Here is a 15,137-nt window from a genome sequence, read left to right as displayed (position 1 = left end):
CTTTCACCTCGCCGCCGGAGGGGTTTTAACCCCGACTGGGTAAGACCTTCCCACCGAATGACGTCCATCCAGTCGACGCTCGGCGAGGAGGAGGGGATCGCCGAGGAGTTGGCCGCGGGCCAACGCGAGATCTCCATCGCCGAGTTCTTCGAGAAGAACAAACACATGCTCGGGTTCGACTCGGGCGCTCGCGGGCTGGTGACGGCGGTGAAGGAGGCCGTCGACAACGCCCTCGACGCGACCGAGGAGGCCGGCGTGCTCCCGGACATCTACGTCGAGATCACCGAGGTCGGCGACTACTACCGCCTCGTGATCGAGGACAACGGACCCGGGATCACGAAAGAACAGCTTCCGAAGGTCTTCGGAAAGCTACTGTATGGGAGTCGGTTTCACGCGAGGGAGCAGTCACTGACGCCGAACCAACGATTACTCGTCAGACGGGACGGGAACGTCGAGTACATTCCTATCGGAGTACTCTGTGACGCATACCTTCCGGGTGACGGTGACGGAACGGCTCCGATCCCTGACGCGATCGAAGTTCCGTCGTTCAACCGCGAGACGCAGGAGATGAGTTGGCAGCCGGTCACTCACGCGATTCGCCACGAGACCGACGAGCGCACCTACGAAATAGAGACTCGGAAGGGGAGAACGGTTGAGGTCACCGGAAACCACAGCGTGTTTGGCGTCGACTCGAACGGAAACACGCAAGAAGTGAAAGCCGGCAGTCTCGAACCCGGCGACACTCTCCTCACACCCCGTACACTACCGTCAACCGACCGGGACATCGAGGAGATCAATCTCCTCGAACACGTCGATCGCGGGGAGTTCGCCGACCGGCGTGTCTATGTGTATGGCTTCGATCGTGAGACGCTCGAAGTACTCCAAACGGCTGAGACGGTTCGTCGAAAGCCGTCGGAGGACAGCGATCGAAAGCGAACCTACTACCGATATAACGGGGTTGAGATCCTGAAGGACAGTCTCGACCAAAACTACCTACAGGAGGGATACCTCCCGGTGGAGACGGTCTTGGCGCTCGGTTGGGAAGAGAAGGCAGCCGACTGTGAGTTCAAGACGTATCAGGTCGGCGGCGATGAGACGACGCTCCCAGTGTCGCTACCGGTCGACGAGTCGCTCGTCGAGATGCTGGCGTACTACGTGTCTGAGGGGCACGCGGGACCGCGACAGGTCGGATTTACGTTCGGAAGCCACGAGTCGGATCTAATCGAAGCGACGGAACGGGCGGTACAGACGATCGGTGGGTCGACGACGACGATCGAGCGGGAACGGAACTCGACGCGGGTGAAGGCCTTCGGTTCACCGCTGGCGTTATTCTTAAAATCCGTCTGTGGCGATGCCGCCGACAACAAGCGGGTTCCAGGATTCGTGTTCGACCTCGACCCGGACCTCCAGCGCCGGTTCATCGGAGCGCTCTACGAGGGGGACGGGTCAGATTCTCACCCGAGCAACGAACTGTCTCACACGACGCGGAGTGAGACGCTGGCTCGGCAACTCTCGACGCTCTGGAATATGCAGGGCGTCCTCGCGAGTACGGAGGTTTCGGAGGACGACACCGGGTACGGTGAGGGAGTCTCCACGAAGTACCGGACGAAGGTATACGGTTCGGACATCGATGTCGTCGACGCGCTCAAAAGCTCGGAAACACCGCGGACACAGCAATACAAACGAGTCCCGGCTACGCTGCTCGACGATGTGCGCGTCAGCGACGCCAGCGCCGAGACGGTTCCGGACACGATTCCCGGATTACTGATGGGTGCCGGAATCGGATCGAAGCGGGAGCACGCAGAAACGTACGCCTCGCTGATCGAGCGCGCACTAGACGGAGAGCGAATCGACGAGCCGAGGTACGCACACAACCTACAGGAATACGGACTCCTCGACGACGAAGGCTTCGCGACCAACTCGCTCGAATCGCTCTGGGAGACGGTCACCAATCTACACGGAATAACGGACACAGACATGTGTCTGCTCTCGGTGAAGAGCGTGACCGAGACGGAGCCACCGGAACACGTGTACGATATCTCCGTTCCGGGCGACTCCGGAACAGACGAAAACTTCGTCGTCTCCAACGAGGGCGCGTTGAGCGTCAAAAATAGCCGGGGTCAACAGGGGATCGGGATCTCAGCGGCTGTACTGTACTCTCAGCTCACTTCCGGCCAACCGGCGAAGATCACCTCGCGACCCAAGGGGCAGTCGGCGGCCCAGTACTTCGAGCTGATCATCGACACCGACACGAACGAGCCGGAGATCAAAGCCGACGAGGAAACGAGCTGGGACCGCCCCCACGGGACGCGCATCGAACTCGAGATGGAGGCGAACATGCGCGCCCGGTCGCAGCTCCACGACTACATCAAACACACGGCGGTCGTCAACCCCCACGCCCGGATCGAGCTCCGGGAACCGGGGCTCGACGAGCCGCTGAAGTTCGAGCGCGCGACCGACCAGCTGCCGGCCGAAACCTCCGAGATCCGGCCACACCCCCACGGCGTCGAGCTGGGGACGCTCATCAAGATGCTTGAGGGGACCGACTCCTACTCGATCTCCGGGTTCCTCCAGGGGGAGTTCACCCGCGTCGGGAAGAAGACGGCCGACTCCCTGGTCTCGAACTTCCGCGACCGGCATTTCGGTCGGGAGATCGCCTGGCGCCCACCGGCCGCCCACGAGGACGCCGACCTCGAGGCGGCGGTCGCGGACGCCGTCTCCAACAAGGGGGCCGCCGCCACCGACGCCTTCGCCAGCCGGGTCGCCGAGACGGTCGGGAATCATACCCGGATCACTCACGCCGAGCTGGTCGGGATCGTCGAGACGGTCGCCGAGGAGGTCGCGGCCGACACCGACAAGACGTTCGGGGAGACGGTCCGCGAGAACGCGATCGCGGCCGCCTGGACCGAGATCACCGCCTACGGCGACGCCGAGGACGCGGCCGACGACGAGACGCGCGATCTCCTCACCGACGACCTTCACGCGGTCATCGAGGACGCGACGAGCACGCGCAAGGACGACGAGACGGTCCGCGCGGTCGCGGAGGCGCTCGCGCGTCGCCTCGCGAACGGCGGCGACGATCGGTTCCGGTTCACCCGCGCGGACCTGGAGCGTGAGATCGCCGACGCCGCGAGCTTCGTCATCGACCAACGGGACGTCAGCTTCGGCGAGACGGCTCGGGAGAACGTCGCCGACGCGCTCTGGTCGTTGATGGAGACCGTCCCCGACGATCCGCCGAACGTGGACGCGGTGGCCGGGAACCGCGACGCCGCCGCGGAGCTGTTGGAGGCGATGCGCGAGACGGACATCCTGGCGCCCCCGACCGACTGCCTGGCGCCGATCACCGACGAGCTCGTCGAGGCGGGGCTTCGCAAGGAGTTCGACGCGGACTTCTACGCGGCCGCCACGCGGGACGCGGAGGTTCACGGCGGCGACCCCTTCATCGTCGAGGCGGGGATCGCCTACGGCGGCGAGATCCCCGCCGACGGCAGCGTCGAGGTGATGCGCTTTGCGAACCGAGTTCCGCTCGTCTACCAACGCGGCGCCTGCGCGACGACGGACGTCGTCAAATCGATCGGCTGGCGCAACTACGGGCTCGACCAACCCGGCGGCAGCGGACTGCCCAGCGGGCCCGCGGTGATCATGGTCCACGTCGCCTCGACGAACGTCCCGTTCACGAGCGAGTCGAAGGACGCGCTCGCGAACATCCCGGAGATCGAAGACGAGATCGAACTCGCCATCCGCGAGGCAGCCCGCGAGCTGAAGTCGTTCCTCAACAAGCGGCGCTCGATGCAGAAGCGCCGCGAGAAGCAGGACGTCCTCGGGCGCATCCTCCCGGAGATGGCCGACAAGGTCGCGGAGGTGACCGGCCGCCAGCGTCCCGACATCGACGGCGCGCTCGCACGCATTATGAACAATGTCAGCGTCGAACGCGAGATCGACGGCGACGAGGAGGTCTCGGTCACGCTCCGGGTGGAGAACCACTCGGACACGAACGAGTCCCTCGAGATCACGGACATCGTCTCGGCCGAACCGACCGATCTCTCCGACGGGACGGTCGTGGATATGGACGGCGAGTGGTTCCTGCAGTGGCGCCCCGACGTCCCAGCCGGCGAGGAGGCAACGGTGACGTATACGGTGGCTGACGACGCCGACTTCGACGTGAGCGTCGACGGCGTCGAAGCGGAGAAACTCACGGTGAACGCCTAATGGCAGCAAACGACGCGGACGCACGAGCACAGCTCATCGACCTGGCGGCGGAGTTCTACGACCAGTTCGCGGGCGGGGAGATCCCGGAGATGACCCTGCCGACGCGGACGAAAAGCAACATCGAGTACGACCCCGAAAGCGGCGTCTGGACCTACGGCGACCGGACGTCGACGCGGAGCGCGAACTCCGTGCGCGGCGCCCGGAAGCTGCTGAAGGCGGTCTACACGATCGAGTTCCTCGCGGACCAACTCGAGGAGGGACGCTCCTCGACCCTGCGTGAGCTGTACTACCTCTCGGAGTCGTGGGACAACGACGAGGCGCAGTTCACGAGCCAGGACGAGTCGAACGACCTCGTCGAGGACCTGGAGATCGTCTCCGGGGTCACCCGCGAGGACTTCCACATGCGCCCGGAGGAGTCGGGCGCGACCCTGATGGGGCCGCTCCGGCTCCGCGAGCAGACCCGCCGCGGCGAACGCGAGATCCACTGTCAGGAGGACGTCGGCGAGGGAGGCTACCAGATCCCCAACAACCCGGACATGATCGAGTTCCTCGACCACGACATCGACTTCGTCCTCTGTGTCGAGACCGGCGGGATGCGCGACCGGCTCGTCGAGAACGGCTTCGACGACGACTACAACTGTCTCGTGGTCCACCTCAAGGGCCAGCCCGCGCGAGCGACCCGGCGGATCACCCGGCGGCTCAACGACGAGCTCGACCTCCCGGTGGTCGTCTTTACCGACGGCGACCCGTGGTCCTACCGCATCTTCGGGTCGGTGGCGTACGGCTCGATCAAGTCCGCACACCTCTCGGAGTACCTCGCCACGCCGGATGCACGGTTCGTCGGCATTCGGCCGACGGACATCGTCGAGTACGACCTGCCAAGCGATCCGCTCTCGGACTCGGACGTGAACGCCCTCGAGTCGGAGCTCGAGGATCCCCGCTTCCAGACCGATTACTGGGAGGAGCAGATCGAACTGCAGCTCGACATCGGCAAGAAGTCCGAACAGCAGGCGCTGGCGAGCCGCGGGCTGGACTTCGTCACCGACACCTATCTCCCCGAACGGCTCGCCGAGATGGGCGTCCAATAAGTCGTCAGGGCGTCGCGGCGTCTACAGGCGGAACAGGCCGACCGGGCCGAGACGGTTCACGGCTCGATCCCGTCGCCGAGCAGCTCCCGGGCGATGATGTTCTTCTGGATCTCCGTGGTCCCCTCGTAGATCTGGGTGATCTTCGCGTCGCGGTAGAGCCGCTCGACGTCGTGGTCGTCGACGTAGCCGGCGCCGCCGTGGATCTGGACGGCCTCGTCGGCGGCGTCGACCGCGATCCGGGAGGCGAACTCCTTGGCCATCGAGGCGAGCGCGGTGGCTCCATCGGGATCCGCATCGACCGCCCACGCGGACCGATAGGTGAGCCAGCGCGCCGCCTCGGCGTTAGTGCGCATCTCGGCGAGCTTGTGTTGGATCGCCTGGAAGTCACTGATCGGGTGATCGTACTGCTCGCGCTCCTGTGCGTACTCGAGTGCGCGCTCTGTCGCGCCCTTCGCGATCCCGACGCCCTGGGCGGCGACGGCGGTCCGGGTTTCATCGAAGAACTGCATCAGTTGGAGAAAGCCCATCCCGCGCTGGCCGATCAGGTTCTCCTCGGGGACTCGGACGTCATCGAGATAGACTTCCGCCGTATCGCTCGCGCGGACCCCCATCTTGCCGGTAATCTTCTCGGCCTCGAAGCCGTCGCGGTCGGCCTCGACGAGGATCTGTGAATAGCCCGAATAGCGGTCCTCGATCTCCGGGTCGGTCTCACACAGGACGACGAAGTAGTCGCCGACCGTCCCGTTGGTGATCCACATCTTCGACCCGTTTATCACCCACTCGTCGTCGTCCTTCTCGGCCCGCGTCGCGATCGACGTGACGTCGGAGCCGGCCTGCGGTTCGCTGATCGCCGACCCCATCAGCGACTCGCCGCTGGCGACCGCCGGCAGGACCTCCTCCCGTTGCTCCTCGGTTCCGAACTCCATGATCGCCTCCGCCCCGAATCCCGCCCCGGAGATGCACAGCCCGATCCCCGGATCGACGGCGAACAGTTCCTCGGTGATGATCGCGTTCTCGATCGCCGAGTAGCCGACGCCGCCGTACTCGACCGGGATGTGGGGCGCGATCAGCCCCATCTCGGCCGCCTTCTCGATCACGTCGTACGGATACGACTCCTCCCGGTCGTGCTCGCTCGCGATCGGTCGGATCTCGTTGTCGGCGAACCGTCGAACCTCCTCGCGCAGCTGTTTCTGCTCGTCGGTGAGCTCGAAGTCCATACCTAACCCTGGCCGTCGTTCGTGATAACTCTTCGCAATGAATTCGGGTTTTCCGATTCATTGGAAACTTTATCTGCACCTATCGTGTCGAGTGTTATCCTAATTGGGGGTATGGAGAGCGTATCGGAACGGAATGGCGTCGGACGGGTGACTGCCGGCGATGACGGTCTACGGAGCCTGCCGGCGCTCGGCGAGGAACGTCTCGATCCGGTCGGTCGCCCGCTTCAGCTCGCGCATGCTCGTCGCGTAGGAGACGCGGAGGTGCCCCTCGCCGCCCGCCCCGAAGACCGAGCCGGGAACGACCGCCACGCCCTGTGACTCCAGCAGCTCCTCGGCGAACCGCTCGTCGTCGCCGCCACAGTCGGGGAACGCGTAGAAGGCACCCCGCGGCTCGAAGCAGTCGAGACCCATCTCCTGAAACCGCGAGTGGACGAATCGGCGGCGACGGTCGTACTCGCTCACCATGTCCGCGACCTCCTCGTCACACGATCGCAGCCCTTCGAGTGCCGCGTACTGGGCGGTCGTCGGCGCGGACAGCATCGTGTACTGGTGGATCCGGTTCATCGCGTCGATCGCCGCGGCGGGTCCGAGCGCGTAGCCGAGCCGCAGGCCGGTCATCGCGTACGCCTTCGAGAAGCCGTTGACCACGACCGTCCGCTCGCGCATTCCGGGCTGGGTCGCGATCGACTCGTGGTCCCGGCCGTAGGTGAGCGCCGCGTAGATCTCGTCGGCGATCACCTGGACGTCGTGTTCGCGACAGAACGCCGCGACCGCGGCGAGCTGATCCGCGGTCATCACCGCGCCGGTCGGGTTGTTCGGGTAACACAACACCAGCGTGTCGGCGCTCCCCGCGTCGGCAGCCTCGAGTCGTTCCCGGGTCAACGCGAAGTCGTCCGCGGCGCGCGTGGGCACCGACAGCGGTTCGCCGCCGGCGAGCTCCACGCCGGGGCCGTAGGAGATGTAGGTCGGCTCGTGGATCGCGACGACGTCACCGGGATCGACGAGCGCGCGCAGCGCCAGATCGACCGCCTCGCTCGCGCCGGTGGTAACCAGGATCTCCTCGCCGGGGTCGTAGGACTGATCGTAGCGGTGATGGTGGTCGGCGATCGCCTCCCGAAGCTCGCGGATCCCCCGGTTCGAGGTGTAGGAGGTCCGCCCGCGCTCCAGGGAGTCGATCGCCGCGGTACGGGCCGCCCAGGGGGCCGAGAAGTCCGGCTCCCCGACGCCGAGCGAGATGACGTCGTCGCGGGCCTCCGCCAGTTCGAAGAACTCCCGAATCCCCGATTCGGGGAGGTCGGTGACGCGCTCGGAGAGCTTCATGGCGAGACGGAAAGCCGGTCGTCCTCGTCCCGATCGCCGAACCGGACGCCGCCGTCCTTGTAGGTCTCCATCACGTAGTGGGTCACCGTCTGGGTGATCTCGGGGATCGGCGCGACCTGCTCGGAGACGAACCCGGAAACGTCCTGCATCGAGGCGCCGGCGACCTCGGCCGCGAAGTCGTAATCGCCCGACACGAGGTGTAACGCCTCGACCGCGGGGAACTTCGCGATCCGGTCGGCCATCTCCTCGTAGCCCGTCTCGCGGTCGAGTTCGACGTTGAGTTCGACGATCGCACGCACGCGTTCCTCCTCGACGCGGTCCCAGTCGACGACCGCCTGGTAGCCGTGGACGACGCCGCGCCGCTCGAGCGACGCGATCGCCTCCTCGACGGCGGCCTCATCCAGGCCGGTCTGGGCTGCGATGTCGGCGGTGCTCTCGCGGGCGTTCGTGGTCAGTACGTCGAGTACTTCCCGCTCATCGCTCATACGTTCCGCATACGACCCCGCCCTCAAAGGGATAGCGGTCGGTGCGTCGACAGACGGCGGCGGTCGCCGACGCACACGCAGTAGCCGCTACAGCAAGTCGTTCTCGGCCAGCCGGTCGACCGCCTCGCGGAGCCGCTCCTCGCTCGCGGCGTAGGAGATCCGCGCGTAGCCGGGCGCGTTGAACGCTGATCCCGGGACGCAGGCGACGTGCGCCTGCTCGATGGCGTCTTCACACCACGCCTGGTCGTCCTCGGCGACGGGAAGCATCATGTAGAAGGCGCCGTCGGGGACGGCGACGTCGACGCCGTGATCGGCGAACAGGTCGACGAGCAGGTCGCGCCGGGAGCAGAACGCGTCCCGCATCTCCACGACCGCCTCGTCGGTGTTCGCGAGCGCCTCGATCCCGGCCCGCTGGACGAAGTTCGTCGCACACGACACCGAATGGGAGTGGAGTTTGCCCGCCTGTGAGACGAACTCCTCGGTCGCGTGAAGGTAGCCGAGCCGCCAGCCGGTCATCGAGAACGCCTTCGAGAAGCCGTTGATCGTGACCGTTCGGTCGGCCATTCCCTCGAAGGTCGCAAGCGAGGTCGGCTCGACGCCGTAGGTGATGCGCTCGTAGATCTCGTCGGAAACGACGGTCACGTCGTGTTCGACGGCGAGGTCGCGGACGCCCTCGAGGGCGGCGTCGGCGTAGACCGCGCCGGTCGGGTTCGAGGGAGAGTTGACGATCAGGAGCTCGGTGTCGTCCGAGATCGCCGCTTCCAGGTCCTCGAGTGCGGGCTCAAGCTGGAAGTCGTGTGGCGCCAGATCGACGCGCTCGAGGTCGCCGCCGGCGAGTTTGACCATCGCCTCGTAGGAGACCCAGGCCGGATCGAGGAGCACGACCTCGTCGCCGTCCTCGACCAGCGTCTGGACGGTCTCGTAGAGGGCCTGTTTCGCGCCCGGCGTGACGATCACCTCGTCAGCGGACGCCTCGATGCCGTCGCCGCGAAGCTTCTCGGCGATCGCGTCCTTCAGTTCGGGAACCCCGTTCGAGGAGGTGTAGCCGGTGTGGCCCGCCTCGAGGGCCTCGGTCCCGGCTGCGACGATGTTCTCCGGCGTGTCGAAGTCGGGTTCGCCCACGGAGAGGTCGACGATGTCGGCACCCTCCGCCTCCTTCTCGGCGGCGAGGTTGGAGATGGCCAGGGTCGCGCTCGGTTCTACTCGCTGGATCCGGTCGGTGTAGTCGTCGGTCATCTGTTGTCTCGGTCTGTGTCGGTGTGGTGTCGGCGTCGTCTCGATATCGATCTCGGTGCTGGCGTGGTCGGTTCGTCGCTGGTTCGGTCGGCGGTCGATTGGTGGTCGGCAGTCGGCCGGCGGTCGGTTGGCGGTCGACGGTCACACGGACGCCGACCGTGTTGGCTGGCGATCGGCGTTACGGCTCGGGGTCAGGCAGATCCTCGACCAGGTCGATCGCCGCGTGGGTCGCGTCGGCGCCCTTTTCGACCCGTTCGCGGGCTTCCGCGCCCGACATTCCGGGTCCGCTGACGCCGAAGGTCACCGGGGTATCCCGGTCGAGACTCACCGCCGTCAGCTGCTCGGCGGCCGCCGAGCCGATCACGCGGTCGTGGTCGGTATCGCCGGTGACGATCGCCCCCACGACGACGACCGCGTCGACGTCGTCGCGTCGCGCGAGACGGTCTGACGCAAGCGGGGCGTCGTAGGCGCCCGGAACGGGTACCTCGTGTTCGATCGTGGCGTCCCGTTCCGCGGCGACGGCTCGTGCCGCCTCCGCCATCGGTTCCGTGACGGACCCGTTGAACTGCGCGACGACCAGTCCCAGCGTGACCATGTCCGACCGTTCACGCCGTCGCTCAAAGAAGTACCGTTCTGGCCGGACCGTCGTGACCCGCCGTCAGGACGTCGAGCCGTCGCCGTCGATGGTGTCCACGTCGTCGACACGACAGTCCTCAGGTCCACTTCGCGTCACTGTCCCCAGGTCCACTTCGCGTCGAGGACGAATCGATAGCCACCGCTGATTCCGATCGCGAGCGCGTTCGCCATGAGATACGGGACTCCGGCGAGCTCGACGAACCCGAACAGGATGCCGAGCTGGATCGGGATCGCCGATCCGCGGACGATGTTCGTCTTCACGAGCCCCGACAGGAACTCGGTTCCGGTGTTGCTGGCCGCCTCGAACGTCCAGGCGTTGTTGATCCCGTACTGGAGGATGATCGTGATCTCGATCGCGATCGTCGCGCCAAGCAGGTAGTGGACCCCCACGACGTCGACGAACGCCCATAACAACGCCATCTGGACGCCGGCGGCGATCATGCCGACGATGACGAACCGACGCAGTTGGAGTGCGACGGGACCGCTGTGGAGGTTTCTGATGAACGACCGGATCATCTACCGGTAGCCGAGCGCCGAGAGGCGTGCCTCGAGGTCCTCATCGACGTCGTCGTCTCCGTCCCCGTCTCCACCGGCTGCGTCCGCACGAGCCGCGTCGCGTTCGCGCAACACCGCGGCGTGGTCGTCCACGATCGTCGCGAACCGGTCCATGGCTGCCCGGTCGTCCGGTCGCGGGTCGGTCGCGAGGTTCGTCTGCTGGGTCGGATCGTCCGGTCGGCGGTAGAACTCGACGTCGCCGGTGTCGACGTTCTCGATGTATATCCGATCCCGGTCGCGGACGCTGACGAGCAGGTCGCCGTCGGAGAGCGATCGCGGGATGGGCTGGGCGGTCACCTCCTCCCCGCGAACGGTTACCGAGACGATCGGCTCGTCGTCGGGAGACTCGCCCGCGACGACCGAATCGACGAGCGACTGGCCGGTCCACGCGGCCGGCGCATCGACTTCCAGGAGGTCCGCCACCGTCGGCGGGATCGCATCGAGGCCGACCTGTCCCTCGATGCGCTGGCCGTCGGCACCCGGCACGTCGACGATGAGGGGGACGTGAATGAGCTCGTCGTAGAGTTTCGGATAGTGGGCGAGGTGGCCGTGCTCCTGGAACTCCTCGCCGTGGTCGCCGGCGACGACGACCGCGGTCTCATCGTCGACGCCTGCCGTCGAGAGCGTCTCGAGCAGACGGCCGATGCTCGCGTCGACCTGCCGAACCGCAGCCTGATAGAGGGTTCGAAGCTCCGACAGCGTTCGATCGCCGACCTCCCAGCCGAGCCCGGTTCGGGTGTGTGCGTGGATCATTCGGTGGGTGCCGACGAGCCCGTCGGACACCTCCCGAATGTACCGCGGCGCCGGAACGTAGGGCGTGTGCGCGTCCATGTAGTGGATCCAGAGGAAGAACGGTTCGTCGGTGGTCTCGATGAACTCGGTTGCGGCGTGTTCGACGTCGAACATCCGCGAGGTGTCGAGAAACGGCCGGTCGTCCGTGTCGCCGCGGACCCACGATCCCAGCCGACGAACCGGCGCCGTCGCGAGCTGGATCCAGGCCTCGACGGTCGGATGTGTCGCCAGGTACCGGCTGTAAATGCTCGATCCGACGCTGGCGACGAAGGGCTCGAACTCGTCGAACCCGTCGTCGTAGTCCCAGTGGGAGGTGAGAAAGCCGTTCGCGGCGTTGAATCCGCCGGTCGCGACGTCGGCGTCGGATACCACCCCAGCCAGCGTCGGGACGTCGGAGACGCCGATGCGGCCGGTATCGGCGAACACCGGCCGTGAGGCGAGGATCGAGGGGAACGAAAACGGCGTCCAGTTGCCGGTCGCGAAGGCACGATCGAAGACGGCGCCGTTGTCGGCAAGCGAGTCCATCACCGGCGTATGACGGTCCCCGTCGTAGGGGCCGATCGCATCCGCACGCAGCGAGTCGACCGTGATGAGCACGACGTTGGATGTCGATGTGTTCGGTCCCATACTCGGCTCGCGATCGTGTGGTCCCCGATCCGTACCGTCGAGGTGCGGCGTCCTCCCCGGATTCGGTCGACCGACCCGGATCGCGTCGGGGGCGGCCCACCGTCCTCCGTTCGATGGTAACTGAACGGTTAGTTACGGTCTTTATACTTTCGATAGCATCGACGTCAGCCGGTCGGTCCTCGATCGATGCCGACGGCGGTCATCGGACGCGTCCGTCTCACGCCAATACGACCACGTCGACGTACTCCTCGACGGCTCGCCGTGCGGTCTCGAGGGCGGTTCGCTCCTCGAGGACCACCGCGCGCGTTCGTGCGCCGTCAACGACCGTCAACAGGGTTCGTGCGGTGTGTTCGGGGTCGACGCCGGCGAACACGCCCGCCTCGTTTCCGTGGTCGATCACCGTCTCCAGGAGATATCGAATGTACTCGTCGTTCTGCCGGAATCGCTCGCGAAACGTCTCGTTGTAGGGTGCCTGGCTCCGCATCTCCAGCATCGCGATGAGGAGCCCGTGGTGGTCGCCCGGATCGACGATCAGCCGGTCGAGGAGGAGCTGCAGCCGCTGTTCCGGGTCGGTCGTCTCGACCTCGTGAACCGCCTCCCGGAACCGCTCGAGCAGGTAGTCGAGAAACGCCGCGAGCAGGTCCTCCTTCGTGTCGTAGTGGTAGTGGATCGCGGCTGTCGATTTGCCGTACTCGTCGGCGATCCGTTGCATCGTGAGTCCCGCGTAGCCGTGTTCGTGGAGCGCACGGTAGGTAGCCTGCATGATCGCCTCGTCGATGTCCGAGGATCGTCGATCCGGCGACTCCGCCATACGTCCGTTCGCACGTTCCGGGTGTATAACTGTTGTGACCAATGCCGAAAACGTGACCGAGCCGTCAGTCGAACCGGCCCGTCGATCGTCGATCGTCGATCGGCGTGTTTCAGCGTTACACACCGGTATATCCGACTGACTCGTGAACAGTACACAGGGATCGGGGTGAATGCCCCTGGGTCCACAACCCTTTTGACTGACTAGTCAGTAAATACGGTAAGACTCGCGAGAGCCCTCCCTCTCACCGGTACCCGACCGGGACGCCGGAGGCGGACCGGAACGGGATCGTGGAGTTCGGGAGGCCGAGGTGACGATGGTTACAGGACTGATACGAGACACACCTACCGATCGATCGACGAACCGCGCGACGAGTACGAACCGCACGACGGGAGCGAATCTTCCGACGAGCACGGACCACACGATGAGTACGAACCGCACGAGGAGCACGGCTCGACGCCGACGCCGTCGTCAGTCGTCACGGGGAGACACGGTCCGGACGATGGGGTGGCCCTGATGGGGCTTGGCTCGGCGATCGACTCGCTGTTCAAGGGTCCCGACGACCTCGATCTCACCGAGGGCGGCATCGGCTGGCCGTTGTTCTACCTCTCGTTGCCGATCGTGGTGATGAACCTCTTCCAGACGGCGTACAATCTGGCGGACACCTTCTGGCTCGGACAGTTCGACACCACCGCGCTTGCGGCGATCAGCTTCGCGTTTCCGATGGTGTTCCTGCTCATCTCGCTGGCGCTCGGGCTCTCGGTGGCCGGGAGCGTGCTCGTGGCCCAACACGTCGGCGCCGGCCGAACGGATCGGGCCGAGTACGCGGCCTCCCAGACGATGAGCTACGCCGTGATCGCCTCGGTGATCCTCGGGGGGCTCGGCCTCCTGTTCGTCGACGAATTCCTCGTGTTGCTGGGCGCGAGTGACGCGATCGCCCCGCTCGTGGAGTCGTACATGCGCGTCTTCTCGGCCGGGCTCGTCTTCGTGTTCGGGTTCGCGGTCTTCATCGCGCTGATGCGCGGGTACGGGGACACGGTGACGCCGATGTACGTGATGGCCGGATCCGTGGTGCTCAACGTCGTGCTCGATCCGATCCTCATCTTCGGGTTCACCGGGAACCCCCTCTTCGAGGCGCTCGGCGCCGGGGGGATCCAGTCCTGGCTGTTCGCGGCGACCGGCTACACCGGCTCCGGGATCGAGGGCGCCGCGATCGCGACGGTGTTCTCGCGTGCGCTCGCGTTGATCGTCGGGCTGGTCATCATGTTCCGTGGGACCCGGGGCGTGCGGATCCGCCTCGGACAGATGGCGCCCGACCGCGCGTTCGCGCGCAAGGTGTTCGACATCGGCCTCCCGGCCTCCGTCGAGGGGACCGCGCGGTCGCTGTCGATCAACCTGCTGCTGTTCGTCATCGCCGCCTTCCCCGAGACGGTCGTGGCGGCCTACGGCATCGGCACGCGGATCTACTCGGTCGTCTTCCTGCCGGCGCTGGCGGTCTCACAGGGCATCGAGACGATGACCGGACAGAACATCGGCGCGGGGAAGCCGGACCGAGCCGCGGCGACGAACCACTTCGGCGCGCGGGCGATGCTGTACATCCTGACCGGCGTCGGCGTGATCACCCTGATCGCGGCCCGACCGATCGCCGCGATCTTCACGAACGACCCCGCCGTCATCGCCGAGAGCGCGACGTTCCTCCGGTACGCCGCGCTCACCTTCGGGTTCATCGGCGTGATGCGGGCCTACACGGGCGGGTTCCGCGGCGCCGGCAAGACGCTCATCGCGGCGGTGTTGTCCGTGGTAACCCTCGGCTTCATCCGGCTGCCGATCGCGTGGATCGGCGCGACCGTGATCGGCTCCGCCGGGGTCTGGGCCTCCTTCGCCGTCTCGAACGTCGTCGGCGGGGTCATCGCCTACCTCTGGTTCGCCCGCGGGACCTGGCGGGATGGATCGCTGACGAACCCGACCCCGGCCGGTGGCGGCGACGGCGTGGAGCCGGCACAGGAGTCGGAGCCATCGCGGGAGGTTGAGGCGACCACAGACGTCGAAGCGGCCACAGACGTCGAGCCAACCACCGACTGAAACGGCCGATCCGGCACGCCCGGGGCAGCCGACCAGCCTTCCGGTTCGCGTGGCTTTATGGCCCATCGCGCCCAACGATCGA

Annotated in this window: 10 protein-coding genes and 3 pseudogenes; 5 read left to right on the top strand and 8 right to left on the bottom strand. The window is 66.2% G+C overall.

From position 1 onward, the window contains the following. Positions 1–57: 57 nt before the first annotated feature. The 4 genes and pseudogenes from OQF70_RS13435 to OQF70_RS05745 form a co-directional block, all read left to right on the top strand. A pseudogene (locus OQF70_RS13435) lies at positions 58–408 on the top strand (ATP-binding protein); the annotation flags it as partial. Continuing rightward, positions 409–2,076: pseudogene (locus tag OQF70_RS13430) on the top strand (LAGLIDADG family homing endonuclease); the annotation flags it as partial. Positions 2,077–2,112: 36 nt separating this feature from the next. Then, a pseudogene (locus tag OQF70_RS13425) lies at positions 2,113–4,209 on the top strand (DNA topoisomerase VI subunit B); the annotation flags it as partial. After that, positions 4,209–5,297 (top strand): DNA topoisomerase IV subunit A, encoded by a 1,089-nt coding sequence (locus tag OQF70_RS05745; RefSeq protein ID WP_280536400.1) that lies wholly within the window; start codon positions 4,209–4,211, stop codon positions 5,295–5,297. The pseudogene OQF70_RS13425 and the gene OQF70_RS05745, both read left to right, overlap by 1 nt. A gap of 56 nt (positions 5,298–5,353) precedes the next feature. On the opposite strand, the gene OQF70_RS05740 is transcribed toward OQF70_RS05745, so the two are convergent. The 8 genes from OQF70_RS05740 to OQF70_RS05705 all read right to left on the bottom strand — a co-directional run bounded on the left by OQF70_RS05740 (position 5,354) and on the right by OQF70_RS05705 (position 12,976). Then, complete coding sequence (locus OQF70_RS05740; protein ID WP_280536399.1) at positions 5,354–6,514, bottom strand: acyl-CoA dehydrogenase family protein; 1,161 nt, start codon at positions 6,512–6,514, stop codon at positions 5,354–5,356. Positions 6,515–6,682: 168 nt separating this feature from the next. Further along, positions 6,683–7,834 carry an aminotransferase class I/II-fold pyridoxal phosphate-dependent enzyme gene (locus OQF70_RS05735; protein ID WP_280536398.1) on the bottom strand — a complete coding sequence of 384 codons (1,152 nt, stop codon included), beginning with the start codon at positions 7,832–7,834 and terminating at the stop codon, positions 6,683–6,685. After that, entirely contained in the window at positions 7,831–8,319 is a 489-nt protein-coding gene (locus OQF70_RS05730; RefSeq protein WP_280536397.1) for an Lrp/AsnC family transcriptional regulator, read from the bottom strand. Before OQF70_RS05730 ends, OQF70_RS05735 begins: the two co-directional genes overlap by 4 nt. An 87-nt stretch (positions 8,320–8,406) precedes the next feature. Then, a complete protein-coding gene (locus OQF70_RS05725; protein ID WP_280536396.1) occupies positions 8,407–9,555 on the bottom strand; it encodes a pyridoxal phosphate-dependent aminotransferase in 1,149 nt (382 codons plus the stop codon). Between the two features lie 178 nt (positions 9,556–9,733). Beyond that, positions 9,734–10,150 (bottom strand): 6,7-dimethyl-8-ribityllumazine synthase, encoded by a 417-nt coding sequence (ribH, locus tag OQF70_RS05720; RefSeq protein ID WP_092817548.1) that lies wholly within the window; start codon positions 10,148–10,150, stop codon positions 9,734–9,736. Positions 10,151–10,284: 134 nt separating this feature from the next. Then, positions 10,285–10,707 (bottom strand): GtrA family protein, encoded by a 423-nt coding sequence (locus OQF70_RS05715; protein ID WP_280536395.1) that lies wholly within the window; start codon positions 10,705–10,707, stop codon positions 10,285–10,287. After that, entirely contained in the window at positions 10,708–12,165 is a 1,458-nt protein-coding gene (locus OQF70_RS05710) for a sulfatase (protein WP_280536394.1), read from the bottom strand. 217 nt (positions 12,166–12,382) lie between these two features. Further along, the gene (locus OQF70_RS05705; RefSeq protein WP_280536393.1) at positions 12,383–12,976 is read right to left on the bottom strand and encodes a TetR/AcrR family transcriptional regulator; all 594 of its coding nucleotides are present in this window, start codon (positions 12,974–12,976) and stop codon (positions 12,383–12,385) included. Positions 12,977–13,489: 513 nt separating this feature from the next. Here OQF70_RS05705 and OQF70_RS05700 point away from each other — a divergent pair. Continuing rightward, entirely contained in the window at positions 13,490–15,055 is a 1,566-nt protein-coding gene (locus OQF70_RS05700) for an MATE family efflux transporter (protein WP_280536392.1), read from the top strand. The last annotated feature ends 82 nt before the right edge of the window (positions 15,056–15,137 follow it).

This window comes from Halopenitus sp. POP-27 (assembly GCF_029889855.1).
Lineage (GTDB): Archaea > Halobacteriota > Halobacteria > Halobacteriales > Haloferacaceae > Halopenitus > Halopenitus malekzadehii.
The sequence above is the reverse complement of the archived record's forward strand: the minus strand, read 5'-3'. Positions and strand labels throughout refer to the sequence as shown.

What these genes read in the sequence shown, in the direction of transcription:
- OQF70_RS05745 (WP_280536400.1), top strand. Translation starts at nt 4,209, where the DNA reads ATGGCAGCAAACGACGCGGACGCACGAGCACAGCTCATCGACCTGGCG.
- OQF70_RS05740 (WP_280536399.1), bottom strand. Translation starts at nt 6,514, where the DNA reads ATGGACTTCGAGCTCACCGACGAGCAGAAACAGCTGCGCGAGGAGGTT.
- OQF70_RS05735 (WP_280536398.1), bottom strand. Translation starts at nt 7,834, where the DNA reads ATGAAGCTCTCCGAGCGCGTCACCGACCTCCCCGAATCGGGGATTCGG.
- OQF70_RS05730 (WP_280536397.1), bottom strand. Translation starts at nt 8,319, where the DNA reads ATGAGCGATGAGCGGGAAGTACTCGACGTACTGACCACGAACGCCCGC.
- OQF70_RS05725 (WP_280536396.1), bottom strand. Translation starts at nt 9,555, where the DNA reads ATGACCGACGACTACACCGACCGGATCCAGCGAGTAGAACCGAGCGCG.
- ribH (WP_092817548.1), bottom strand. Translation starts at nt 10,150, where the DNA reads ATGGTCACGCTGGGACTGGTCGTCGCGCAGTTCAACGGGTCCGTCACG.
- OQF70_RS05715 (WP_280536395.1), bottom strand. Translation starts at nt 10,707, where the DNA reads ATGATCCGGTCGTTCATCAGAAACCTCCACAGCGGTCCCGTCGCACTC.
- OQF70_RS05710 (WP_280536394.1), bottom strand. Translation starts at nt 12,165, where the DNA reads ATGGGACCGAACACATCGACATCCAACGTCGTGCTCATCACGGTCGAC.
- OQF70_RS05705 (WP_280536393.1), bottom strand. Translation starts at nt 12,976, where the DNA reads ATGGCGGAGTCGCCGGATCGACGATCCTCGGACATCGACGAGGCGATC.
- OQF70_RS05700 (WP_280536392.1), top strand. Translation starts at nt 13,490, where the DNA reads ATGGGGCTTGGCTCGGCGATCGACTCGCTGTTCAAGGGTCCCGACGAC.